The organism is Sorangium sp. So ce176, assembly GCF_051519835.1.
Taxonomy (GTDB): Bacteria; Myxococcota_A; Polyangia; order Polyangiales; family Polyangiaceae; genus Sorangium; species Sorangium cellulosum_G.
In genome coordinates this window covers 11713908-11738342 of record NZ_CP150371.1, presented here as the reverse complement: position 1 = coordinate 11738342, position 24435 = coordinate 11713908, and the positions used below count along the sequence as shown (strand labels likewise).

At 71.6% G+C, this 24435-nt stretch carries 22 protein-coding genes, 1 tRNA gene and 1 other RNA gene; 11 read left to right on the top strand and 13 right to left on the bottom strand.

Features of this window, described 5'->3' with window-relative positions:
• Positions 1–3: 3 nt before the first annotated feature.
• The 5 genes from WMF42_RS44345 to rpmE form a co-directional block, all read right to left on the bottom strand.
• Entirely contained in the window at positions 4–342 is a 339-nt protein-coding gene (locus WMF42_RS44345; RefSeq protein WP_437689312.1) for a histidine triad nucleotide-binding protein, read from the bottom strand.
• 9 nt (positions 343–351) lie between these two features.
• A complete protein-coding gene (locus tag WMF42_RS44340; protein WP_437689310.1) occupies positions 352–942 on the bottom strand; it encodes a hypothetical protein in 591 nt (196 codons plus the stop codon).
• Positions 939–2039 (bottom strand): peptide chain release factor 1, encoded by a 1101-nt coding sequence (prfA, locus tag WMF42_RS44335; RefSeq protein WP_061607973.1) that lies wholly within the window; start codon positions 2037–2039, stop codon positions 939–941. Before prfA ends, WMF42_RS44340 begins: the two co-directional genes overlap by 4 nt.
• 66 nt (positions 2040–2105) lie before the next feature.
• On the bottom strand, positions 2106–3230 hold the full coding sequence (locus tag WMF42_RS44330) for a DUF1385 domain-containing protein (protein ID WP_437689308.1): 1125 nt from the start codon (positions 3228–3230) through the stop codon (positions 2106–2108).
• Positions 3231–3501: 271 nt separating this feature from the next.
• Positions 3502–3720 carry a 50S ribosomal protein L31 gene (gene rpmE, locus WMF42_RS44325; protein ID WP_061607975.1) on the bottom strand — a complete coding sequence of 73 codons (219 nt, stop codon included), beginning with the start codon at positions 3718–3720 and terminating at the stop codon, positions 3502–3504.
• Positions 3721–4266: 546 nt separating this feature from the next.
• Between rpmE and dnaK the strand changes: the two genes are divergently transcribed.
• The 3 genes from dnaK (at position 4267) to WMF42_RS44310 (ending at position 9067) form a co-directional block, all read left to right on the top strand.
• Entirely contained in the window at positions 4267–6183 is a 1917-nt protein-coding gene (gene dnaK, locus WMF42_RS44320) for a molecular chaperone DnaK (RefSeq protein ID WP_061607976.1), read from the top strand.
• 201 nt (positions 6184–6384) lie between these two features.
• Complete coding sequence (locus WMF42_RS44315) at positions 6385–8403, top strand: hypothetical protein (RefSeq protein WP_061607977.1); 2019 nt, start codon at positions 6385–6387, stop codon at positions 8401–8403.
• A 154-nt stretch (positions 8404–8557) separates the two neighbouring features.
• Positions 8558–9067 (top strand): TraR/DksA family transcriptional regulator, encoded by a 510-nt coding sequence (locus WMF42_RS44310; RefSeq protein WP_233561429.1) that lies wholly within the window; start codon positions 8558–8560, stop codon positions 9065–9067.
• A gap of 115 nt (positions 9068–9182) precedes the next feature.
• Here WMF42_RS44310 and WMF42_RS44305 read toward each other — a convergent pair whose 3' ends face one another.
• Both WMF42_RS44305 and def read right to left on the bottom strand, forming a co-directional pair.
• Entirely contained in the window at positions 9183–10763 is a 1581-nt protein-coding gene (locus tag WMF42_RS44305) for a bifunctional metallophosphatase/5'-nucleotidase (protein ID WP_437689305.1), read from the bottom strand.
• 33 nt (positions 10764–10796) lie between these two features.
• On the bottom strand, positions 10797–11372 hold the full coding sequence (gene def / locus WMF42_RS44300; protein WP_061607987.1) for a peptide deformylase: 576 nt from the start codon (positions 11370–11372) through the stop codon (positions 10797–10799).
• 95 nt (positions 11373–11467) lie between these two features.
• Between def and WMF42_RS44295 the strand changes: the two genes are divergently transcribed.
• A complete protein-coding gene (locus WMF42_RS44295; RefSeq protein ID WP_437689303.1) occupies positions 11468–12391 on the top strand; it encodes a hypothetical protein in 924 nt (307 codons plus the stop codon).
• 11 nt (positions 12392–12402) lie between these two features.
• Here WMF42_RS44295 and WMF42_RS44290 read toward each other — a convergent pair whose 3' ends face one another.
• Entirely contained in the window at positions 12403–13191 is a 789-nt protein-coding gene (locus tag WMF42_RS44290; RefSeq protein ID WP_434044656.1) for a hypothetical protein, read from the bottom strand.
• Between the two features lie 248 nt (positions 13192–13439).
• On the opposite strand from WMF42_RS44290, the gene ffs reads away from it, so the two are divergent.
• Positions 13440–13529, top strand: an RNA gene (gene ffs, locus WMF42_RS44285) — signal recognition particle sRNA small type.
• A gap of 16 nt (positions 13530–13545) precedes the next feature.
• Here the strand turns inward: ffs and WMF42_RS44280 are convergent.
• Positions 13546–13986 carry a deoxycytidylate deaminase gene (locus WMF42_RS44280; protein ID WP_061607981.1) on the bottom strand — a complete coding sequence of 147 codons (441 nt, stop codon included), beginning with the start codon at positions 13984–13986 and terminating at the stop codon, positions 13546–13548.
• A 266-nt stretch (positions 13987–14252) separates the two neighbouring features.
• Between WMF42_RS44280 and purD the strand changes: the two genes are divergently transcribed.
• The 4 genes from purD to WMF42_RS44260 all read left to right on the top strand — a co-directional run bounded on the left by purD (position 14253) and on the right by WMF42_RS44260 (position 17950).
• Positions 14253–15590, top strand: a complete 1338-nt coding sequence (purD, locus tag WMF42_RS44275; protein ID WP_437689301.1) for a phosphoribosylamine--glycine ligase — start codon at positions 14253–14255, stop codon at positions 15588–15590.
• Positions 15591–15599: 9 nt separating this feature from the next.
• Positions 15600–16049 (top strand): hypothetical protein, encoded by a 450-nt coding sequence (locus WMF42_RS44270; RefSeq protein ID WP_437689299.1) that lies wholly within the window; start codon positions 15600–15602, stop codon positions 16047–16049.
• A gap of 170 nt (positions 16050–16219) precedes the next feature.
• On the top strand, positions 16220–17098 hold the full coding sequence (locus tag WMF42_RS44265) for an FHA domain-containing protein (protein ID WP_061607984.1): 879 nt from the start codon (positions 16220–16222) through the stop codon (positions 17096–17098).
• 3 nt (positions 17099–17101) lie between these two features.
• A complete protein-coding gene (locus WMF42_RS44260) occupies positions 17102–17950 on the top strand; it encodes an FHA domain-containing protein (protein WP_434044654.1) in 849 nt (282 codons plus the stop codon).
• Here the strand turns inward: WMF42_RS44260 and WMF42_RS44255 are convergent.
• The 3 genes from WMF42_RS44255 to WMF42_RS44245 all read right to left on the bottom strand — a co-directional run bounded on the left by WMF42_RS44255 (position 17841) and on the right by WMF42_RS44245 (position 19951).
• Positions 17841–18527: a DUF721 domain-containing protein gene (locus tag WMF42_RS44255; protein ID WP_437694444.1), complete on the bottom strand. Its 687-nt coding sequence runs from the start codon at positions 18525–18527 to the stop codon at positions 17841–17843. The two genes, WMF42_RS44260 and WMF42_RS44255, sit on opposite strands and share 110 nt — an antisense overlap.
• Before the next feature lie 338 nt (positions 18528–18865).
• Positions 18866–18948, bottom strand: a tRNA-Leu gene (locus tag WMF42_RS44250).
• 139 nt (positions 18949–19087) lie between these two features.
• Positions 19088–19951, bottom strand: a complete 864-nt coding sequence (locus tag WMF42_RS44245; protein ID WP_437689296.1) for a Crp/Fnr family transcriptional regulator — start codon at positions 19949–19951, stop codon at positions 19088–19090.
• 333 nt (positions 19952–20284) lie between these two features.
• On the opposite strand from WMF42_RS44245, the gene WMF42_RS44240 reads away from it, so the two are divergent.
• Both WMF42_RS44240 and nadE read left to right on the top strand, forming a co-directional pair.
• Positions 20285–21256 carry a hypothetical protein gene (locus WMF42_RS44240; protein ID WP_437689294.1) on the top strand — a complete coding sequence of 324 codons (972 nt, stop codon included), beginning with the start codon at positions 20285–20287 and terminating at the stop codon, positions 21254–21256.
• 11 nt (positions 21257–21267) lie between these two features.
• Complete coding sequence (gene nadE / locus WMF42_RS44235; RefSeq protein ID WP_061605520.1) at positions 21268–23187, top strand: NAD(+) synthase; 1920 nt, start codon at positions 21268–21270, stop codon at positions 23185–23187.
• Positions 23188–23221: 34 nt separating this feature from the next.
• On the opposite strand, the gene add is transcribed toward nadE, so the two are convergent.
• Positions 23222–24403: an adenosine deaminase gene (gene add, locus WMF42_RS44230; protein ID WP_061605521.1), complete on the bottom strand. Its 1182-nt coding sequence runs from the start codon at positions 24401–24403 to the stop codon at positions 23222–23224.
• Positions 24404–24435 lie beyond the last annotated feature (32 nt).

The window sequence follows — 24435 nt, the reverse complement described above, 5'->3', positions numbered from 1 at the left end:
TGCTCAGCCGGGAGGCCAGGCCATTGGCCGCCCGCCCAGGACGTGGACGTGCAGGTGGAAGACCGTCTGGCCGGCGTTCGCGCCGTTGTTCACCACGGTCCTGAAGCCGCTCTCCACGATGCCGGTCAGCTCGGCCACCCGCCGCGCGGCGAGCAGCAGCCGGCCGAGGATGGCCTCGTCCTCGGCCGCGGCCTGGCCGATCCCCGCGACGTGACGCTTCGGGATGACGAGCACATGCGTGGGCGCCTGCGGGTTCACATCGTGGAAGGCGAGCAGATGCTCGTCCTCGAGCACGACCTTCGACGGGATCTCCTTGTTCGCGATCTTGCAGAAGAGGCACATGGTCGACTCCTACGGTGCTTGCGTCTCGCGCCGCTCCCGGTCACGCGGCAGCGCCCTGGTCGCGGGGTCCGGCCCTCCCGGCTCCACCTGTCCCTCGCCAGGAGATCCCGGCGCCCCGACGCGCCCTTCCTCGGGCAGCAGGCGGGCGAGCGCCCGCTCGATGCGCGAGGTATCCGCCGGCTCGGGGAGCAGGTCGCGGGGCAGCGCGGCGCCCGCGGCAGGGGCCGGCGGCGCGGCCTCTCCCTCCTGCTGCGCGTCCCCTGCCGCCTGCTGCCCGGGCGGTGGGACCTTCCCGCGCGCGACAGCGATGCGGAGCACCGCGAGCTCGAGGGCGTCGAGGGCGGCGGTGCGCTTCAGCCCCAGCGACGGCACGTCGTAGGTGAGCAGCACGCCCCCGCTCGCGGCGGGCGCGAGCCCGGCGCGGTCCGCGCCCGCGACGAGCTGGCGCACGATGCTCCTGAGCAGCGCCGCCCGCCGCCGCACCCGGCGCGTCTCCGGGTCGGCGTAGAGCGAGTAGAACCGGTTGCGCGAGAAGGTGGACGGCGCGAGCACCAGCGCGACGAACAGCGCCTCCAGATCGATGGGCGGCGACCCCTTCACGTCACAGACTCCAGCGCGCCCGCGGCCCCCGAGAGCCCGCCGCGCCGCAGCAGCTCCGCCTGACGGTGCGTGCGCAGCGCGCCGATGAGCTCATCGAGATCCCCCTCGATGATCTTGTCGAGCTTGTGCAGCGTGAGGCCGATCCGGTGATCGGTCACGCGGTTCTGCGGGAAGTTGTAGGTCCGCACCTTCTGCGCGCGCTCCGCCGTGCCGACCATGGTCCTGCGCTCGGCGCTCTGGGCCTCCTCCTGCCGGCGCTGCTCGAGCTCGAGCAGCCGGCTCCGGAGCACCTTCATCGCCTTCGCCTTGTTCTTGAGCTGGGAGCGCTCGTCCTGGCACTTCACGATCATGCCCGTCGGCAGGTGCTTGATCTGCACGGCGCTGTTCGTCGTGTTCACGCCCTGGCCGCCGGGGCCGCCCGACGCTGCGATCGAGATCTCCAGGTCCTTGTCGTCGATGTGCACGTCGACCTCGTCGGCCTCGGGCAGGACGGCGACGGTCGCGGTCGAGGTGTGGATCCGCCCCTGCGTCTCCGTCGTGGGGACCCGCTGCACGCGGTGCACGCCGCCCTCGAAGCGGAGGTGGGAGTAGACGTCCTGCCCCGAGATCAGCGCCGCGACCTCCTTGTAGCCGCCGGCGGAGGCCTCGCTCAGGTTGAGCACCTCGACCTTCCACCGCTTCGTCTCCGCGTAGCGACAGAGCATGCGGAAGAGGTCGGCCGCGAAGAGCGCCGCCTCCTCGCCGCCCTCGCCGCTCCGGATCTCGATGACGGTGTTGCGGCCGTCGTTCGGATCCTTCGGCAAGAGGAGGACCTCGAGCTCGCTGGCGAGCCGGTCCCGCTCGAGCTCGAGCTCGGGCAGCTCCGCCTGGGCGAGGTCGGACAGGTCGGGGTCGCTGAGCGCCTCGCGATCCTCGGCGATGCGCCGCTCGACGTCGCGCAGCCGGGCGAACGCGGCGACGACGGGCTCGAGCTCGGTCCGCTCGCGGTTGAGCCGCTGGAGCTCGGCCGGGGCGGTGAGCACCGCGGGGCTGCACATGAGGTGCTCGAGTTCCTGGAAGCGGCGCTGGACCGCCTCGAGTTTGGCGATAGGTAGCATCTGCAATCCGAAGACGGGCGGGGTTGAGCGGCGGCGGGCGGGGCGCGGCGGCGGCGCCGGCGCTCGCTAGCCGTGGGCGCCAGCGTAGCCGGGGTCGGCCAGCAGCTTGGAGTAGTCCGCGAACACCCGGTCGGGCTGGGCCGGCGCGGCGACCGACTCCTCGCGCCAGAGCGTGGCGCGGAGCGAGGCGAGCGCCACCTCGAGCTGCGCGTCGTCGGGCTCCGCCGTCGTGATCTTCTGGACAAGGAACCCCGGCCAGAGCAGCACGCGGAGCGGGCCGGTCGTGCAATACCGCGCGAAGATCCGCTGGATCTCGAAGGTGACCGCGGCGATCAGCGGGAGGAACGGCAGCTTCATCAGGAAGAAGCCGACGCTCTCCACCAGCCGGCCGCCGGGCAACTTGGGCAGGAGCGCCCCGAGGGACGCGCCGGCCACCGAGAACACAACGATCGAGACGAGCGCCACCATCACCAGGAACGTCGTCCCGCAGCGGGGGTGCATGGCCGTCTTCCGGCGGGCGTTCTCGACCTCGAGGGCCTCGCGCGCCTCGTAGGTGGAGATCGCCTTGTGCTCCGCCCCGTGGAACTGGAACACGCGCCGCACCTCCGGGATCTGGCGGATCAGGAGGAGGTAGGTGACGACGATGGCGAGCTTCGCCACGCCGGTGATCGCCTGGAACCCCGGCGAGGTGACCTCCAGCCCGAGGCCCAGGAGCTTGTTGACCAGCTCGGCGCCAGCCTGAGGCGCCGCCACGAAGAGCAGGACGGCGAAGGCGATCGGGAGCAGGCCCATGCCCCCTCCCCGCTTCTTCGCGCCGCCGTCGCCTCCCGACGCGGAGCCGCCTGGGACCTGCGCGGGCTCCACGTCCTGCGCCGCGATCGCCGCCATGCTGAGCGCCAGCGAGGTGAGGCTGGCGCCGCTGCGCCCGGCGCTCGACTGCGGCGACGGCTTGGACGCCGGCCCCTTGGTCGAGCCTGCCTCCTCGGCCGCGAGGTCCTGCTCGTAGAGGTCCGCAGACCAGCGGAGGGCCTGGGACCCGAGGCGCAGCGACTCGACGAGGGTCGCGACCCCCCGCACGAACGGCCAGGTGCGCGGCCCCCTGGAGACCGCGCTCATCGGCTGCTCGCGCACCACCAGCTCCCCGGAGCGGCGTCGGCAGACGATCGCGACCGAGCTCGGCGATCGCATCATGACCCCTTCAATCACCGCTTGGCCGCCGATATACGGACGTGCAGGCTGCTCGCTCATACGCGTTCCAATCTAGCGCATAACGCGGCTGGCGCATGGGCCCGGCCGACCAGCGCTGCGAAGGTGATGGGCGACGTCGCGCGGCGCGACGCCTCGGCCGCTCGCTCGTGGCGAGCGGGCTCGGGACGTACCGGGGCCTACGCCACGCCCCGGGCGGGGAGCGGCGTGACGGGCGTGTCTGTAAAAGAAGGGGGCTTCGGGGCGGGGAGGACGATCAGCCCGCCGACTTGCCAGCGGTCGCCGCGTACTTCCTGCGGAAGCGATCGACGCGGCCGGCGACGTCCATGATCTTGTGCTTGCCCGTGTAGAACGGGTGGCAGGCGGAGCACACGTCGGTGGTAAAGCTGCCGCGGGTGGAGCGGGTCTCGACGACGGCGCCGCACGCGCAGGTGATCGTGGAGTCCTTGTACTCGGGGTGGATGCCGGGCTTCATGGTGAGTCCTTCGGGGTGTTGCGAGGGAGGGCGCCTATAGCTCAGCGCGTTCTGGACCGCAAGAAGCCCCTCCGACGCGGGTCTCTACCGGGCTCCAGGTCCAGGCTCTGGACCGCGCGGCTCGCGCGGGGTGGCGCAGCGGAGAGCGCCGACGCCGCAGGCTGAGCCTGCCGCTTCGGGATCGCTCCGCCATCGCGCGCCGCAGCGGCCGCTCGGTGCGCGACCGACAGGGGGCGCTCGACAGCGCGCAGCGCGGACTCCCTACCTGCGGCTCGGGAACGCCTCGGTCAAGCCCCGGAGCCCCGCCGGAGGGCGCGCACGGCAATTGCTAGGGGCGGCGTTGACGCTCGGGTGCACATGGTTAGCTTCGCGGTCGCGAGCCAGCGAGCTCGCGAAAATCGGCGAAAGTATCCGAATTCCCAGCGGTTTTTGACGGCTCTGGAGCAGGGGCTCGCTGTAGCTGTCAGCCGAGCCCTGCTGGCCGGGTCTTCTCGCCCCCCGCGGTACCAAGCCGTCGCGCACACACTTTTCGGAGGGTTCAACGTCATGGGCAAGATCATCGGCATCGATCTCGGCACGACCAACAGCGTCGTCGCGGTGATGGAGGGGAAGGAGCCCAAGGTCATCGTGAATGAGGAGGGCTCGCGCCTCACGCCGTCTGTGGTGGCCTGGGACGACAAGGGCGAGGTGCTCGTCGGACAGATCGCCAAGCGCCAGGCGGTCACGAACCCCACCAACACGATCTACTCGGCCAAGCGATTCATGGGGCGCCGCACCGAGGAGGTGCAGGAAGAGGCCAAGCGCGTCCCGTACAAGGTCAGCAAGGGCAAGAACGGCGACGCCTCGATCGAGGTGCGCGGCAAGCTGATGTCGCCCCCCGAGGTCTCCGCGAAGGTCCTCCAGAAGCTGAAGAAGGCCGCGGAGGACTACCTCGGCGAGAAGGTGACCGAGGCCGTCATCACCGTGCCGGCGTACTTCAACGACTCGCAGCGCCAGGCCACCAAGGACGCGGGCCGCATCGCCGGGCTCGAGGTGAAGCGCATCGTCAACGAGCCCACGGCGGCCGCGCTCGCCTACGGCCTCGACAAGAAGAATGAGCAGGTCATCGCGGTCTACGACTTCGGCGGTGGCACGTTCGACATCTCGATCCTCGAGGTCGGCGACAACGTCGTGCAGGTCATCTCGACCAACGGCGACACCCACCTCGGCGGCGACGACGTCGACCACCTCGTGATGGACTGGCTCGGGGCCGAGTTCAAGAAGGACACGGGCATCGACGTCTCGAACGACAAGATGGTCGTGCAGCGGCTCAAGGACGCCGCGGAGCAGGCGAAGATCGAGCTGTCGAACGTGCAGGAGACGACGATCAACCTGCCGTTCTTGACCGCGGACGCCTCGGGGCCGAAGCACCTCCAGAAGCAGCTCACGCGGGCGAAGCTCGAGCAGATGATCCGGCCGCTCATCGAGCGCACGCTCGAGCCGACCCGCAAGGCGCTGGCCGACGCGAAGAAGACGCCGCAGCAGATCGACGAGATCGTCCTCGTCGGCGGCTCGACGCGCATCCCGCTCGTCCAGGAGACGGTCAAGAAGTTCTTCGGCAAGGAGCCGCACAAGGGCGTGAACCCGGACGAGGTCGTGGCGGTCGGCGCCGCGGTCCAGGCGGGCGTGCTCTCGGGCGACGTGAAGGACCTCGTGCTGCTCGACGTCACCCCGCTCTCGCTCGGCGTCGAGACGCTCGGCGGCGTGATGACCGTGATGATCCCGAGGAACACCACGATCCCGACGCAGAAGAAGGAGATCTTCTCGACCGCGACCGACAGCCAGCCGAGCGTCGAGGTCCACGTGCTCCAGGGCGAGCGCACCGAGGCCCGCTACAACCGGACCCTGGGCCGCTTCCACCTGGAAGGCATCATGCCGGCGCCCCGCGGCGTGCCGAAGATCGAGGTGACGTTCGACATCGACGCGAACGGCATCCTGTCGGTGCACGCGAAGGACACGGCCACCGGCAAGGACCAGCGGATCACGATCACGGCCTCGGGCGGCCTGAAGGAGGACGAGATCAACCGGATGGTCAACGAGGCCGCGTCGCACGAGGCCGAGGACAAGCGGCGGCGTGAGGAGATCGAGCGGCGCAACAAGCTCGACAACCTCTGCTACACGCTGGAGAAGACGATCAGCGAGAACAAGGACAAGCTGCCGGAGAGCGACGTCTCGGCCCTGAACGGGATCATCGCCGAGGGCCGCTCGGCCATCGAGAAGCAGGACGACGCGGCCGTGACCGCGACGCTGGAGCGGCTCGAGAAGGAGGCGCACCGGATCGCCAGCGTCATGTACGAGAAGGCGGGCCCCCCGCAGGACGGCGGGGGCGCGGCCCCCGGCGCCGCGGGAGGCCAGCCGCCGCCCCCCGCCGGCGGCAAGGGGAAGGACTCGGTCATCGACGCGGAGTTCGAGGAGTCGAACTGACCACCGCGAGGTGAACGTTCCTCCACCAAGCGCGACGAGCGCGGCTTCGGCCGCGCTCGTTCCGCATTTACCCCTTTCATTTGTCGCTTGTCCGTGCAGCGCCAGCCGCGGCGCCGGCGGTCGCCGCGGCCCGCCGTCTCGGCCCGCGACGCTCGCCTTGGGCGTCGACTCGGATGTCCGGGAGCCGTATAACCGGCGCTCATGCGAACCCTCCTGCCGCTCGCCACCCTGGTCCTGATGGCCGGTCCCATCGCCTGCGGGCCGTCCCCCGCGCCTGCCGCGCCGACAGGAGGACAGGGTGCCGTCAAGGCCGAGCCCTCACAGCCCGCCGCCCCTGCGTTCGATCTGTCCCCCGTCGCCGAGCCCGCCGATGTCGTGGGCGTCCTCCGCTGGAGCAACCCGGCGGCCACGCTGTCGAGCGTCGCCGCGTGCGCCGGGGTGTCGCCGGCGCTCGCCGAGGCGGGCGCTCAGGGGCTCTCCGCGGGCCTGCTGGGCGAGCTCGTGAGCCCCTCCATCGACACGAACCAGCTCGCCTCGGTGATCGCGCTCGACGCGCCGGTGCACGCGATCGTCGCGCTGGACGACGGCTCGAAGCGGGGCAACCCGATCGCGGCCGTGTCGCTCGGGCTCACGTCGCTGGAGCGGGCGAGGGGCACGCTCCAGGCCGGCGCCACCCTGACCGAGGTGAAGCCCGGCCTGTGGAAGATCGGCGGCAAGGAGCCCTCGTCGTCGAGCTGCTTCCTCGCCGCGTCCGCGGGCTCGACGCCGGCGCGGCTCCTCTGCGGCGACCGGGATCGGGACGTGACGACCCTGGGGCCCTACCTCGCGCGCACGCTGCCGACCCTCGCGCCAGAGGCGCGCGACCTCCACGGCGAGGTCCGCTTCGTCCCGCTCAGCGCGAAGTACGGCGGCATGGCGAAGCAGCAGCTCGGGGGGCTTCCCATCCTCGCGCAGAGCCAGCTCTCGATCGGGCACCCCCAGTTCGACCGGGCGCTCACGGACGCGAGCACCGCCGTCCAGGAGGAGCTCGCGGCGCTGATCGACGACGCGAGCAGGGCGGTCATCGATCTCCGGGTGGACAACCAGTCCTGCGTGAACCTCACGGCGGCCCTGGAGCTCCGGGGCCAGTCGTCGTGGCTCGCGAAGACCATCGCCGACGGCGCGAACCGCGCCGGGCCGGCGCCGGCGCTCTACTGGCGCGCGCCGAAGGACAGCCACGGCGCCTTCTTCGACCACGGCTACGACCCCGCGCACTACAGCGGCATCCTCAAGACGCTGCGCGCGATGCTCGAAGGGTGGCTGGAGAAGGAGAAGATCGGCACGCCCGCCGATCGCAAGGCGCTCGGCGATGTCCTCTCGCTGCCGATCAACCAGGCGCCGGGCGTGTCCGCCCACGGGTACGTCGACGCGCCGCCTGTCGCCGCGAAGACAGGGAAGCCGACGCCGAACGAGATGTTCGGCAGCATGATGGGCGGCCTCATCGGCTGGAACCTCTTCGGGTTCGAAGAGGCGCCCGACACGTACGTCAAGTACCTGAAGAACGTCGTCACCGCCTACAACACGCCGGGGCTCCGCAAGCGGCTCCCGGAGCTCGACATCGATCCGAAGCAACTGCCGACGGTCAAGACGGTGGCGGCGCCGAAGGAGCTCGGGAAGACGTCCCTCGCGGTCGAGATCCAGATCGTCAACGAGATGCCGCCGCTCGACGGCGACGCGGCGCCGGGCACCAAGGCCAAGCCCAAGCAGAAGCTCACCGTGACGCTGCACCTGCTCGTCATGGGCGAGGAGAAGACGACCTGGATCGCGTTCGGTCACGACAAGCGCGAGCTGCTGAGGCGGCTCGCGATGGTGAAGGCGGGCGCGCCGGACACGGAGACGCTCGCGTCGCGTCCGGGGCTCGAGAAGCTGAAGACCGGGAAGTTCGTCTCGGCCGGATTCACGACGCTCGCCCCGATCACCCGGACCCTCCAGAACGTGCTCACGACGCTGTCCGGGTCCGATGGGGGAGGCATGGCGCTGCCCCCGGAAGCCCGGCAGTTCGGCGATGCGCTGGCAAAGCTCCCCCACAAAGGGGAAGGGCTGATGTTCATGACGACCCAGGAGCAGGGCGGCGCAGCGCCGCGCGCCGAGATCTCGATCAACCTGTCCAAGCCGGTGCTCGAGGACATCGGCGCGCTCCTCGCGGCAGGGCTCCAGATGGCCGGCATCGCGAAGCCATAGGCCCCCGGATGCGCTATCACACCCAGGAGCCTGGGGCCGCTGCTCCTGCTCGGTCGTGTCCTTGGGTCACCTGACCTCGCGCGCGCGTCGTGCGCCCGCGCCCAGGACCGGTACGCGAATTGCCCACCTGCCCGAAACGATTGAGAGGAACCCGATGAACAACCGTGAAGGTGAGAGTCGCGACGGAACGAGCCCGGCGCGGCCGGAGACGTCCGGGAACGCCACGCTGGCAGCCCCCATCCCGAGGCCGCCCGTGCGCCGCGCGGCGCCCGATGCGGACGACTCTGATCTGCCCGAGCTGACGCCGGAGCAGCTCAGCGAGCTCAGGCAGGCGCTCGAGGAGCGCCGGGCGAGCCTCGTCGCCAACATCGATGAGCGGCAGCACGCCGAGCGCGACGTCTCGCGCGAGGTGGGGGACGAGATGGACGAGGCCAACGCCGAGGGCGCGACCTCGCTCACGTCGAAGCTCCTGGAGCGCGACGTCCGGGTCCTGGCGGAGATCGACCGAGCGCTCGCCAAGATGAAGGAAGGGACCTACGGGATGTGCGAGGGCACCGGCGAGCCGATCGGCTACCGCCGCCTCAAGCTGCGTCCCTGGGCGCGCTACAGCGTCGCCTACCAGGAGCAGATCGAGCGCGAAGAGCGGACCGGCGGCGGCTCCTGATCTCCCCCTGCGGGCAGATGCAACGCGTCCAGCGCCGCTTCAGCGCTGGACGCGCTGCCGGCGTCAGGCTGGGCTGCCTGCCCAGCTCGCGGGCAACGGTTCGTCAGACAAGATCCTAGCGGAAGCGCGCGTCCAGCGGAGCGCTCGCGGTCGTGCCGAGCGCCTTCGTCCATGCGATGACCGGCGCACGCCAGTCGAGGCCCGTCCAGCTCGGGGAAGGGTCCTGGGCCTGGAAGCGGAAGCCGTCCCCGCCGAAATAGAGAAAGTCGATCGTCGCGACGGTGTAGCGGCGGGCCTCGTCCAGCGGGCTGCCGTCCTGGAGGACGGGGCGACCGCTGGCTGAAGGCGCGACGCCGAAGAGCACCGCGTCGGGGTGGCGGAGCGCCTCGAGGATGTCGCTGCCCCGGAGCGAGCAGATGACGAGCTTGTTGTCGAACGGGAGGACCGAGAACACAGTTGCTCTCGTGATCGGGCCCCTGGGGACCGATTGCCGGATACCATCCTTGTTCAGGATCGCTATATCGACCCCGAGCTGGTCGCGCCACGCCCCCGCGATCCAGCGCTGGATCTCGGGGGAGTGGCGCTCCATCCCGTCGCTCGAATACCCGATCTGCTCCCCGAGCGCCTCGTCCAGCGCGCGTTGCCAGCCTGCGCTGGCCCTGGTGAGCGCCTCATCGGGCGGCTCGGCGGGCGCGCCCTCCGGGCGGGACACGTCGACGATCTCCGTGGAGGTCGACACGACGCGCTGGCGCAGCGGACGCCGGGGGTCGATCTCGAGCGACACGCGGGCGTAGCTGCGCAGCCGCCAGCCAGGGTTGATCAGCGGGACGCCGTTGACACGCAGGTCGGCCTTCTTGTGGCAATGACCGGCGCCAACGAAGGACAGGCGCCACTCGGGGTGACGGCCGAGGAGCGGCTCGAGCACGTCCTGGCACTCGTGCGCGAGGAGCACCAGCGCGTCCGGCTCGGCGCGCCACGCCTCGGGAATGGCGCGCGAGAGCGCCGCCTCCTCGTCCTGGAAATCGATGCCCTCGAAGCGGCTCGCCGTCGCGGCCTCACGGGTGCGCGCCGTCGCCAGCCCGACGACCCCGACGCGCAGCCCGCGCCGCTCGAACACGGTGAACGAGGGCAGCGCGAGCGCGGAGAGCGACGGATCCGTCACGCGCAGGTTCGCCGCGAGGTAGGTGATTCGCGACCGCGTCCTGTTCTGGAGAAACGCGTCCCTGCCAAAATCGAACTCGTGGTTGCCGAACGCCGACGCGGCATAGCCCATGCGCGCCATCGCGTCGGCCATCGGTGCCCCCGTGAAGTACGAAGAGATCGCGGGGCCGGTCCAGTTGTCACCGCCGGAGAGCGCGAGCGTCGACACGTCCTGGCAAGCCGGCGACGGGAGGAGACGCGGCGGAGCCCCGGGCGCCGGGCCAGCGCAATGGCGCTCCCTCGAGACCCACCGCGCCAGCATCTCGGCGGCGCCGCCGAGCACCCTCCCCTCCTCGGCGGTGGGCAAGAGCCACCCGTGCTCGTCGGCCGTGTACAGGAGCGTGATCGCGGCCGGAGCGCGCTCGGCCCGGGCCGGCGCCCTGGCCCGCGCTGCCTCCCTGGCGTCGCACGCCGCGAGGCACAGGAGCGCAGGAGCGCCGAGCGCGACGATCGCTCGCCTGGCGCGAGCCCAGGGCGCGCCCCGTGCCGCGATCACGGACATCGTCCGGGCTCCGCGCGGCGGGGCACCTCAGCCGCCCATCCGCTGGATGAACGGGACGATGCGATCGATGAAGGGCTGTTTATGGTAGCGGTCGAACTCCGCCCACGTGCAGAGCGTCCGCGGATCCTTCACGCGATCGACGAAGAGCACGCCGTCCACGTGGTCCTTCTCGTGCTGGAACGTGCCCGCCGAGAGGCCGCGCACGACGCGGTCGATCGGCCTCCCCTCGCGATCGAGGCCGGTCAGCCGGATCTCGGTGTAGCGATCGACGACGCCCCTCAGGTTCGGGACGCTCAGGCAACCTTCGTAGTTATCGAATGTCTCCTGCGTGAGCGGCTCGATCACCGGGTTGACCACGATCGTGAGCGGGATGTTGGGCTTGTACGGATAACGAGGGTTGTTCTGCACCTCGACCGCGAAGATCCGCAGCGGCGCATGGACCTGAGTGGCGGCGATGCCCGCGCCGTTCGCGTCGCGCATCGTCTCCACCAGGTCGTCGATGAACGTCTGCATGGCGCGGGACGAGAGCTCTTCCGGCGTGACCTCGCGCGCCCGCTGCCTGAGGATGGGGTTGCCGATGTGGGCGATTTTGAGGAGCGTCACGCGGCGATCGTACCATGGAGGCGCGCCGCCGACCCCGCCGGCACACGCGCGCCAGACCATGCAGGGCGCGGCAGCGTCAGCTATGGAGAGGACGCATGGACAGCTTCCCCGACGAGCCGCACGTCCCCGAGCAGCAGCAGGCGACCGCCGTCATGAATCTCCGCTTCGAAGACGTCAGCCAGAACGGACGGGTGATGCTGGACGCGCTGCCGCACGGCCTCGGCCCCGCGGTCTGGGGGAAGCTCATCGCGGGGAGCCCCATCGAGGCGCTCATGAGCGCGCAAGGGGTCATCCCGATCCTCACCCGCCTCATCATCGAGGGTGGCGAGGGGCCGATCGCAGCCCGGGAGCCGCTGCGGCTGCGCGGGCTTCACCAGCTCGCGCACACGGAGGACGCCGCCTCCGAGGTGAACCGGCTGATCCTGGCCATGTGGCTCTCGGCCAGCGCGCGCCGCAGCCGGACCTACGGCCCGCCGCCGCCCGGCGCCGGCGAGCTGATCCAGGTCGGCCGCGTGTTCGCGGAGCACGTCTTCACGCGGCCCTTCGCGGAGGCCGGGGCGCGCAAGGTGCTGCGCTTCGAGTCGCCGGATCTGCCGGCGGTGCCGCCCGATCGCTACGCGTGGCGCTCGCCCGAGGCGCTGATGGGCCTGCCAGAGGGCGCGGAGCCGCTCGACGCGGAGCCGACCCTGGACCCGATCCCCGTCGCATTCGGCCTGGATCACACCGACGGGAACCAGCACGTGAACTCGCTCGTGTACCCGCGGCTCTTCGCGGAGGCCGCGCTCCGGCGCCTCTCCGCGCAGGGGCACGGCACCGCGGTGCTCGCCCGCAGGGTGGAGATCGCCTACCGCAAGCCGTGCTTCGCGGGCATGCGGGCGAGGATCGTGCTGCGCACGTTCGCGATGGGAAACGCGCTCGGCGCGCTCGGCGCGTTCGTGCCGGATCCACCTGAAAACGCGGCCGGCGCGGCCTCCGACGCGCGCGCAACCTGCTACGTCCGCACGCTGTTCGAGCGCTGAGCCGCGCGACGCTACGCGCTCGCCGGGCGGGGAAGGCCGGCGCGGTCGGCGATCTCGTCGTGGAAGGCGCGGAACGTCGACTCCTGCGGCCACGTCGGCGCGTCGGCGAGGAGCCGTTCGACCCGCGCGAGCTCCCCCTCGTCGATGGCCACGACGGCCGCGGCGTAGCGCATCGCCCAGAAGACGAGCGGGCTGGCCTCGCTCGCGCGCTCCAGCAGCGCGCGGTCGCCCGGCACGCTCTGGTGAGCGAAGGCGCGGGCGAGCGCGCCGGCGGCCGTCCGCAGCGTGACCACCCGGTCGCGGAAGGGAGATCTGACGTTCGGCAGAGGGAGCCGCTCCAGGCGCCCCGCCCGCTCGAGGGCCGCGTCGCGATCGCCCTCGAAGGCGTAGAGGAGCGTGTCCAGGAAGAGCCGGTGCTCGAGGGCCGCGTCCCACGCGGGCCCGCGCTCGGCAGCGGCCATGGCCGCGCGCGCCTTGTCGACCCAGCCATACGCGGCGAACGCCGTCGCCGTCATGAGCGGCGCCATCGTCGCCGGGTGCGGGATGCGGTGCAGCGTCGGCGACCAGCGCTGGAGCACCGACCCCACATCCCCCGAGCGGAGCAGCCTGCGCAGCTTGCGGCGAGCGAGCCAGCGGGCGGCGGCGAACGCGAGGACCACGCCGAGCACCGCCGCCATGACCACCGGCTGCTGCCAGGCGAACCGGAGCGCGGCCGCTGCCAGCGCTGCGGAGCCGATGAAGATGAGCACCGGGATCAGCCGGCTGCTCCGCCCCTCGTCCTCGGCATCGAACGGATTCACGACTCCCTCAAGCGTACGGTCCTTCCCGTACGAGGCAAGTCCCGGGCGACGCCCGCTCCAGGTCGCTCGCCCCGGGGATGGCGCCCACGGGGGAGGAGCGGGGTGGCGCTCGCCGGGAACTCGCCCGGAGCCGCGCGACGGCAAGCCGACATGTGCGACAACAAAGCGCGCGGCGAGCGTCGTGGACACTCGACACGGACCCAAGGTTCGGTTACGAAGTCTCTGCGTCAGGCGACAGCGCCTGAACCTCATGGGTCCGCCGACAGCGCGCCGTGAACCCCGCCAGGCCCGGAAGGGAGCAACGGTAGCGGAAAGCGAGTGTGGCGGGCCCACTTGCTTTTTGTGGGTCGCGCGTCAGGCGGGCGTCTCGTGCCGCGACAGCGGGGCGAGTTCCAGCCCGAGCTCCGTGGCGAGCCGGAAGATGCGCTCGTCGCGGTAGAACTCGCCGAAGACCACGCGCGAGATGCCCGCGTTCGCGATCATCTTGAAGCACCCCCAGCACGGCGAGGCCGTGACGTAGACCGTCGCGCCGTCGATCCGCACCCCGTTCCGCGCGGCCTGGATGATGGCGTTCGCCTCCGCGTGGATCGTGCGCACGCAGTGGCCGTCCTCGATGAGGTGCCCCTCCTCGTCGCAGTGGGGCAGCCCGCGGATCGATCCGTTGTACCCCGTCGCCAGGATGCTCTTGTCGCGCACGATCACCGCGCCGACGTGCTTCCGGTCGCAGGTCGCCCGCGACGCGACGACCTCGGCGATGCGCATGAAGTATTCATCCCACGAAGCCCGGTGAGTCATCGCTCGTCTCCACGACGGGGATCCGCGCCCGCTGTCCCCTCGACGTCCGGGGATCCGCGCCCGCTGTCCCCTCCAGAATTTCAGGGATCCGCCGTCCGGCCCCTCGCGAGGCGGCCCGGCGACGCGCGCCCGCGACCCAGGCTGAGCCGCGCCGCGCGCCCCGCGGGCGCTTCTATCACGACGCCGGGCGCCGCGGGGCCCTCCTGGACCGGGCGACCGCGCGAGGCGCCTCGACAGCGAGGCCCGGCGCGTGGTAGCGCGCGGGGGTGAGCTCCACCGCGAACAGCCGCCGATCAGATCGCCGCATCCTCGTGCTCGGCTCGGGGGGGCGCGAGCACGCCCTCGCGCGCGCGTTCGCCCGTTCGCCCTCCGTCGCCGAGGTCGTCGTTGCGCCCGGGAACGCCGGGACCCACGCGCAGGGCGGCGCGGGCCGCGCCCCGATCCGCCGCGCCGATCTCGCCTCCATGGCGCCCGACGAGGTGACCCGGCTCGCCGTCCGCGAGCGCGTCGATCTGGTCGTCGTCGGCCCGGAGGCCCCGCTCTGCGCCGGCGTCGCCGACGCGCTCGCCGACGCGGGCGTCGCCGTCTTCGGGCCGAGCCGCGAGGCGGCGCGCCTCGAGGGGTCGAAGGCGTTCCTGAAAGAGTTCGCCGCGCGCCACGGCATCCCGACCGCGCCGTTCCAGATCGCGCGCTCGTTCGACGAGGCGTCGCGCATCATCCGCGAGCGCGGCGCTCCCATCGTCGTGAAGGCCGACGGGCTCTGCGCCGGCAAGGGCGTCGTCGTCGCGACGACCGTCGACGAGGCGCTCGCGGCCGCGAAGGACATGCTCGTGGACCGACGCTTCGGCGACGCCGGCGCGACAGTGATCCTCGAGGACGCGATCCAGGGCGAGGAGGCCAGCCTGCACGCCATCAGCGACGGCCAGGCGATCTTCGTCCTGCCCGCCGCGCGCGATCACAAGCGCGTCGGCGAGGGCGACACCGGGCCGAACACCGGCGGCATGGGCGCCTTCGCGCCGAGCGCCAGCGTCACCCCCGCCCTCACCGCGCGCGTCGAGCGCGAGATCCTCCGGCCGACGATCGACGGCATGCGCGCGGAGGGGAGGCCCTTCCGCGGGGTGCTGTTCGCGGGGCTGATGATCACGCCGGCGGGAGATCCCGTCCTGCTCGAGCACAACGTCCGCTTCGGCGATCCCGAGTGCGAGGCGCTGATGGAGCTGATCGAGGGCGACGTCGCCGAGCTCTGCGCGTCGGCCGCGGCGGGCGCGCTGGACACAGCGGCGGCGCGCGTCGCCCCCGGCCGCCACGCGCTCACCGTCGTCCTCGCGGCGCGCGGCTACCCGACGGCGCCCGCGACCGGCGACGTCATCCGCGGCCTCGACGCCGCGAGCGCGACGGAGGGCGCGTTCGTGAACCACGCGGGCACGGCGGAGCGGGACGGCGCGATCGTCACCGCGGGCGGCCGCGTGCTCGCCGTCACCGCCGCGGGCGACTCGCTCGCGGAGGCGCGGGAGCGCGCGTTCCGCGCGGCGAGCGCGATCGACTTCGACGGCAAGGTGCTCCGCCGGGACATCGGGGTGGACGGAGCGCGCGGGGCCGGGTGAAGCGACGCCATGGAGCCCATCATCGATCTCGCCCCAGGCGCTGAGGAGAACCCGCTCGCCGCCCAGTTCGGCGGGCTGATCCGCGAGCACCTAGCGCGCGACGCGCGGCGCACGTCCGACTTCCGGGCGCTGCGCGGCTCCGTGCTCGTTGTCGCGCAGGACAGCGGCACGTCCATGACGATGCGCTTCGATCACGGGCGCCTCACCATCCACGACGGCGCGATCGGCATCCCTTCCGTCACGTTCTGCGGGGACGAGGCGGCGCTGCGGAGGCTCCCCGACATCGCGTTCCACCGCTGGGTGAGCCTCCCCAAGCTGGGCGTGCTGCACCGCCGCCAGAGCGAGCCGCTGCGCGAGCTCGCGCGCCTCGTGGCCAGCGGGGAGCTCAAGATCTACGGCCTCATCGCGCACCCGCGGCTCATCCTCGCGCTGCTCCGGGTCCTCTCCCGCCACCCCTGAGCCTCGCCCGGACCGGCCCCGCGCGCCGTCTGTCGCGGTGTGACACTGTAAGATGGCAACGGACGTCTCCGCCCGCGCTCCACGACCGTTCTTGTGGGCTTGCAAACCAATACCACGCGGCCTGGAAGCTGACTTTTGACGGCCTGTTGGGCTGTTGGTATGGCTCGATCATGGGCATCCGATTGCGCTACCTCGCCCACGATCTCGAGGTGCCGCTCGGCGAGTTCTTCATCGGACGGAGCGCCGACTGCCAGCTATCGCTCGACGACCCGCTGGTGTCGCGCAAGCACGCGCTGCTGACCGTCGGTGAAGGCGGCGTGGCGATCGAGGATCTCGGCAGCCGCAACGGCGTGCTCATCAACGGGACGCGGATCACGGGGCGCCAGCTCCTGTCCGACGGCGACAAGATCGCGATCGGGGGGCAGGAGATGTTCCTGCTCGGGGCGATCGAGCCGAATTCGACGCACTCGCCGCGCAGCGCGCCGCTCTGGACGCGGCAGCAGAACGCGCGCACGGTCGACATGAGCGAGATGTCCTCGGGCGAGGACGACGGCGCGACGGCCATCGCCTCGCGGCGGTCGCTCCCCGGGCTCATCCCGCAGCACCCCGACAAGCGGGTGCACGCGCTCAGCCTGATCGGCAGCGTCGCCGACAAGGCGCTCGCCCTGGGGCGCGTCGACGAGGCCGAGCGCATCCTCCAGCGTTCGCTCAACGACATCCTGACCAAGGCGCGGGAGGGGGGCGTCGGCGCCGTGCAGCCCGAGCTGGTCGAGAAGGCCAGCGCGTACGCGGCCCGACTGGCCGGGGCCACCGGCCGGGGGTCCTGGATCAACTACATTTTCGAGCTGAATACGCGGCTCGAGCTCCTCCTTCCCGCCTACCTCGTCGATGAGCTGTATAGTGTCCTGCGCAAGGTGAAGGCCGTCGACATGTCCATTCTCCGTGGCTATGCGAAGCGGCTCCGCGAGCGTGCAGGAGAACGTACCCCGGCGGAGCGGTTCATCCTCCAGCGTATCGAAGGGCTCGAGCGCCTCGGCGCACTGAAATAGACCATGCCTTTCCGCCTCCGGTACTTGGCGCACGATTTCGAGCTCCCCGAAGGGCCCTTCGTGATTGGCCGGAGCGGCGACTGCCAGCTCTCGCTCGACGACCCGCTTGTGTCGCGGCGCCACGCGACGCTGCAGGTGCGGAACGACGGCGTCGCGGTGTTCGACCTCGAGAGCAGGAACGGCGTGTACGTCAACGGCTCGCGCATCTCGGGGCAGCGCGAGCTGGTCGACGGCGACCGCATCATCATCGGCAGCCAGGAGATGCTGCTCTACGGCGGCGAGGAGTCGCGGCCGCACGACGCCTACGGGGTCGAGTTCCGGCGCGCGACGGCGACGCTCGGCGCGATGGCGCTGACCGAGATGCGCAAGATGTCGGACGACCCGACGGAGCTCACGAGCCCGACGGGCGACGGCGGCTCGAAGGGCTTCCAGTCGCTGCGCCTGCTCGCGAGCCTCGCCGACAAGGCGCTCGCGATGGGCCGGAGCGAGGAGGCCGAGCGCATCCTGCAGACGGTGCTGATCGACATCCTCAGCCGCGCGCGGACGAACGTGCCGCTGGAGATGCCGGCCGCGGAGCTCGCCGCGCGCTACGCGGCCCGCCTCGCCGGCGCGACGACCAAGGGGAGCTGGGTGAACTACGCGTTCGAGCTCTTCACGATCGCCCGCCGCCCGCTGCCCGGGCCCGTGGTCGACGAGCTCTACACCGTGGTCCGGCGGGTCAAGTCGCTCGACATCCAGCCGCTCAGGATCTACCTCGACGACCTTCGCCGGATGGCGCCTTCGTTCGGTCCGACCGAGCGGTTCTTGATGCAGCGGATTGAGGGTCTCGAGCGGCTCGTCGCGGCGAAGTAGCGGGCGGCGCCTCGCCGTCGGCCGGCGCCGCACGAGCAGGCGCCGCGGGCCGGGTCGACGCGCGCGGCGCCGGCGGCGGCGTCGCGCGGGAGGTGGCGCGCGAGGGCGGCGTACCCGATGGAACCTGCGGCGGCGCCGCGCGAGGCGCGGGCGGCGGGGCCGCGGGGGGGACCGGCGGCGGCGCGTTGCGAGGGCGCGCGCTCGCCTCCGCTTCCTGCCAGCCGAGGTTCCTCGCGGCGGCCTTCGCGATCGCGTCGCGCAGCTCGGGATCGGGGATCTTGCCGAGCTCGCGCCGCACCTCGAACGGGAGCGGCGCCTCCTTCGGCGCCGGGCGGACCTCCTCGCGCCAGGGTGGACGCGCGACCGGATCCACCTTGCCCACGCGGAAACGGAGCGAGTGCACAGGGAGGCCGCGCGCGCGGAGCTGCGTGGTGATCGCGTCGCCGAGCATCGAGAGCTCCTGCGCCCACGTCGAGCTCGCCGCGCGCACGTGCAGCACCCCGCGCTCCAGCTTGAGCGGCCGTGCGCGCGCCGCGATCCGCGACCCCACGGCCGCCTCCCAGTCGCGGAACGGCATCGGCGCGGTGTCGACCTCCGTGGGCGCGGCCAGCGAGGACCCCCGCTGGATCAACGCGCCTAGCCGCTCCATGCCTCCGGTTCGACGCGCCATGCGAGCCGAGCGTAGCAGCCCGATGGCTCCTTGTTCCGACGGAGCGCGCCGTCCACGCTCGCCCAGCGTCACGGACGGCCGCGCCCCGCCGCGCCGTCCTGCGACCAGGACGCCCGCCCGCCAGCGTGCGCACCGTCACGCGTCACGGAAATCCCGGATCTACAAGCGCTTTCGGCGACAGCGACGACAGGGAGAACAGAGGACCAAGCGCGCGCTCGGGCGCCTCGTCCAGGGATCCGTATCAGTACCGAAGGTGGGACTCGAACCCACAAGCCCTTGCGGACAGCGGATTTTGAATCCGCCGCGTCTGCCATTCCGCCACTTCGGCTCAGCGTTGCGATGTCAGGGAGCTACTGGAACCGTAGATCACCGGGCACGACCCTGGCAACGGTCTGAGCGCGCGCGAAGAGGGAGCCGGGCCCGCGAGGCCGCGCGGCGGGCGGCTCCCTCTTCGCGCGCGCTGCAGATCAGACCACGAAATCCAGCATCTGGAGGCGCGTCAGGTAGTCCTGGAGCGCGGCGGCGTACTCGTCGATCAAGAGGTCGAGCTTCACCAGCGCGCCGTTGTCGTCGACCGCGTCGATCGTCCCGCTCACCGGGATCTCGCGCGCGGGCAGGACGAGCACGCCGCTCCAGTGCGCGCCCTTCGCGGCGTCGCGCAGGCCGGCGAGGCGCATGCAGCCGTCGGAGAGCTCGACGACCGGAACGAGGGCGCCGTTGTCCAGGCGGACGGAGCTCTTCAGCGTGTGGGCCGGCTCGACCATGTAGTGGGAGCGCCGGTTCTTCTCGATGAGATCCTCGAGCGTCGAGCAGATGACCTTGCTCAGCGGCGTCTCCTCGCTGTCGAGCACGAGCTCGAGCAGCCGCTTCATCGCCTTCTGCGTGCGGATGAGGTTCGCGCGCACCTCCTCGATCCGCCGCGCGTCGCGCCGGATCTTGCCGGCCACGACGTTGAGCAGGTTGTTGTAGAAGGGGTAGGCGACGTCGCCGTGCTCCTCGAAGAAGTCCTGGAGCTCGGCGATGCCGATGCGCCAGATCTCCGAGGGCTGCGTCGTCACCGCGGTCGTCGTCCGCCGGAAGCCGGTCAGCGCGCCGAGCTCGCCGATGGGCGAGATGGGGGTCAGGCGGAAGCGCGTCTCGCCCGCGTCGAGCAGCGCGACCTCGCCCTTGACCAGGAGAAGCATGTGCGCCGGCGCGCTCCCGGCCTCGAAGAGCACCTGGCCCGACGGGACCTCCTGGCGCTGGAACGCCATCATCAGCTCGTCGAGGTGGTCCTCCGTGATTCTCTCGAACAGGGGGATCGCGTGCAGGTCGGAAGGACGGACCGCCATGGGTGACACTCCTCTTCAACAGGGGTCGGGCTCCGCGGCCGCAACGTTGCGAGACACGGATCCTTGCGGCGCACGAGCTCGGCGTGACCGCGGGGGCGCATCCTACTCCAGGTCCCGACGCGAGGAAGAGGGATGGCCACCCCGCCGCGAGACGCTCGCGGGGTCCGCGATCCTGCGCACCTTCTCGCATCATCGAGGCGACCGCCGCATCGGCGGATCGCCGCGTCGCCGCCCCCCGCGTCGTCGCCTCGCCGGATCCGCGCGTGGCCGGCGCGCCGGTCAGGCGTGCCCCGCTAGCCGGATCGAGGTGGTGCCGGTAACGTCGCCCGGGTGATGCAGTCGGTTCGCCAAGGGCTCTTCGCCGCGATGCGCCGGGCGTCGCTCGGGCTCCTCGTCATCGCCCTCGCCCTCCTCGTCGTCTCGTGCGGCTCCGCCTCGTCGGGGGCGCCGGTCGAGGCGGAGACGCCGCCGCCGCCGAAGCCGCGCAACGCGGCGGCGATCGCGCAGTCGATCGCCGGGGGGAAGGTCTCGGTGCTCGTCTACGCCACGAGGACCCGGGGCCACCCCATCATGGCGCGGCTCGCGGCGCTCGATCTGTGGGGGCCCGTGCTCGGCGGCACGGGGCTCGATCCGGAGCGGGACCTCGAGCGCGCCTTCGTCACCGCGCCGCGCGCGGACGCGGCCGGCGAGGCGGTGATCGTCCTGGAGCACAACGTGCCGCCCGAACGGCTGGCGTCGGGGCTCGACGCGCTGCTGTCGCGCAGCCAGCCGCCGGGCTCCCGCGAGGAGGGGCTCGGCGTCCCCGCGGTGCGCGTGACAATCAAGGGGCACACCCGCGTGGTGGCGACCGTGGAGCCGAACTTCCTCGTGGTGCTGCCGGCCGCGAGGGCGCGCGAGGCGCGGCGCTTCGTCGGGACCGGGGGCTTCCCCGACCCGACGGGCGACGAGGCCGCGATCGCCGTGGCGGTCGATCCGGCGCGGACCCTGAAGGGGCCGCGAGAGGCGCCCCGCGTGCCGCCGACGCTGAGGTCGCTCGAGGCCACCGTGACGCTGGCCAAGGACGGCGGCGCCCTGGTGGCGCTCGACGGGCCGAGCGAGAGCCCCGAGCAGGCCGCCCGCGACGCGGAGCTCCTCAACGACGAGGTCGAGCGCACGACCTCGTTCCGCATCGCCATCGTCACGGTCCGCGTGGTGGACCCGATCGGGTTCTTCGCCGAGGGCGACCGGGTGAAGGCGAAGCGGCGCGTGACGCCAGGGGAGCTCGACAAGCTCTTCGGCCTGCTCAGCGCCGTGCTGCCGCGCTAGGCTGCCGCCCGATGCGACTCGTCAAGATCGGAATCGCCAACGTCAACGCGACCGTCGGCGCCGTCCGCTCGAACACCGACAGGTGCCTCTCGCTCGCCCACGCCATGGCGCGCGACGACGTCACGCTGGCGGTCTTCCCGGAGCAGGTGATCGGCGGATACGCCGCCGAGGACCTCGTGCAGTGGCCGGCGTTCGTCGCGAGCCAGCAGCGCGAGCTCCGCCGGTTCGCCGAGGAGACGACGGCGCTCCGCACCGCGTTCGTCATCGGCGTGACCGTCGGCGTGGGGGGCGACCTCTTCAACGCCGGCGCGATCGTCCACGCCGGCCGGGTGCTCGCCTTCTCCCCCAAGGAGAAGCTGCCGACGTACAACATCTTCTACGAGGCGCGGACGTTCTCGCGCGGCATGCCGTTCATGGAGCTCGACGCCGACGGCGTGATCTGCGGCGACCGCATCCTCGCCTTCGACTTCGGGACGATCGCGGTCGAGGTGTGCGAGGACATCTGGTCGCCCGACGGCCCGATGCGGCGGCGCTGCTACGCGGGCGCGGAGATCATCTGCAACATCTCGGCGTCGCCGTTCCGCGCGGGCGTGACGGGCACCCGGCGCGAGATGATCGCGACCCGCGCGGCGGACAACCAGTGCACGATCGCGTACGCGAACCTCGTCGGCGGCAACGACGGGCTCGTCTTCGACGGCGGCGGGTTCATCAACCAGAACGGCCGGCCGATGCTGGACGCGCCGCGCTTCCGCGAGGGGTTCTCCGCGGCCGTCGTCGACCTCGACCGGACGACGCGCTGCCGCCGCGAGGCGAGCACCTGGCGCAGCGACCTCGAGGAGTTCCGGCGCGCCTCGCCGCACATGGTGGAGGTCCTCCGCGTCGACGGGAAGACAGCGGACCGCTCGCGCCTCGCCTACCCCGCCCCGCCGCCCGGCACGACGCCGTTCCTGCCGTCAGCGGCGCTGCCGGCGATCTCCCCGCGCGACGAGCTGCTCGACGACTTCTACGAGGTGCTCGCGCTCGGCGTCGCCGACTACTACCGCAAAATCGGCGCGTTCAAGGGCATCGGCCTCGCGCTGTCGGGCGGCCGCGACTCGCTCCTCACGCTGCTCGTCGCCTGGCGCGCTGTGCAGCTCCTCCACCCGGGTCTCGAGGGCCAGGCGCTGCGCGACCGGATGAAGACCTCGCTCCACGCGTTCTTCATGCCGTCGCGCTACTCCAGCGACGCGACGCACGGCGCGGCGGCGCAGATCGCCGACGATCTCGGGGTGTCGTTCTCGGTGATCCCGATCGAAGACGCGTTCCTCCGGGAGATGGAGGCCGCCCAGGTGATGGTGGGCGGGGACCGGCAGCTCACCGAGCTCACGAAGCAGAACGTGCAGGCGCGCATCCGCGGCGGGCGCATGTGGAACTGGTCGAACACGAGCGGCGCGCTGTTCCTGCAGACAGGGAACATGAGCGAGAAGGCGCTCGGCTACACCACCGTGGGCGGCGACCTCGAGGGGGCGTTCAGCGTGATCGCCAACCTGCCGAAGACGGTGGTCATCGCGCTGATCGAGCGCCTCTCGCAGCGCTTCGGGTTCAAGGGGATCCAGCAGACGCTCGCCACCACCGCGGGGCCGGAGCTCGCCGAGAACCAGTCGGGCGAGGCCGAGCTCATGCCGTTCGAGGTCCTCGACGCGTGCCTCTACCTCTACGGCGCGGAGAAGCTCGCCGCCGACGAGCTGGCCGCGGCGCTCCCCAGCCTCTTCCCCGACAAGGACCCCGCCGCGCTGCGGTCCTGGGCCGAGAAGTTCGCGACGCTGTTCACGCGATCGATCTTCAAGTGGGTGCAGTCGCCGATCGCCATCCACCTGGGGTCGCTCGATCTGGACCGGGAGCGCGCGCTGCAGCTCCCCGTGGTGCAGCGGACCGAGTGGAAGGGCGGCTGAGCGCCGCCTGGCCTCCTGCCAGCGCGCCAACGCGTCAGTTGGCGGCCTCCTCGACCGGCACCGGGGCCGCCGGCCTGCCGTCCTTCCCGTCCCTCGGGGCGACCTCGAGGACCTCGTGGCCAGGCGCCGCGGGGGGCGGGGCGGGGCGGATCGTGCCGTCGGCGGAGAAGCGCTCGAGCTCCTCGGTCACGCGGCGGAGGTACGCCTGCTTGATGTGGAACGGCAGGAAGGCGCTCTTGAAGCCGGCCACGATGGTCGACTTGATCTCCTTCAGGCCGAATCCCATCTTCGTGTGGCAGTGCCAGAGCTCGTGCGACACCGTCGTGTCGGTGACGAGCCGGTTGTCGGTGTTGACCGTCACCCGCAGGCCGAGGCTCTGGTAGAGCTTGAGCGGGTGCGACGCGAGATCGCGCACGGCGCCGGTCTGCACGTTCGATGACGGGCAGCACTCGAGCGGGATGCGGTGATCGTTGATGTAGTGGAGCAGGCCGCCGTCCTCGCGCAGGCGACAGCCGTGGCCGATCCGGTGCGCGCCGCACACGTGGAGCGCCTGGGCGATCGACTCGGGGCCGTACGCCTCGCCGGCGTGGATGGTGCAGTTGATGTTGTTCTGCCGCACGAGCTGGAACGCGGCCTTGTGGTGCTTCGCCGGGTGGTCGTACTCGGCGCCGGCCAGGTCGAACCCGACGACGCCGCGGCTCTTGTAGGCCACCGCGAGCTCCGCCATCTCCAGCGACGACTCGGGCGAGATGTTGCGGATGCCGCAGACGATGACGTTGCTCTCGATGCCCAGCGCGTCGCGCGCCGCCCTGAGCCCCGAGAGCACCGCCTCGACAACGCTCGTAAGGCGCAGCCCGAGGCGGGTGTGCAGCATCGGCGAGTAGCGGACCTCCATGTACCGGACGTTCTCGCGCGCGGCGTCCTCCGCGAGCTCGTAGGCGACGCGGTAGAGCGCCTCCTCCGTCTGCAGGACGCGCAGCGTGATGTCGAACGCCTTGAGGTACTCGACGAGCGAGCCGCAGTTCTGCCCCAGGTTCATCACCTTGCGCAGCTCGCTCGGCTCGTACGTGGGGAGCTCGACGCGGTGACTGCGGGCGAGCTCGATGATCGTCTCGAGGCGCAGCGAGCCATCGAGGTGGACGTGCAGGTCGGTCTTGGGAAGCTGGCGGAAGAACTCCAGGGGGAGCTTGCCAGCTAGCTCGGGATGATCAGTCATGAGCTATTCTGTCACCCGCTGACCAGCCGCGA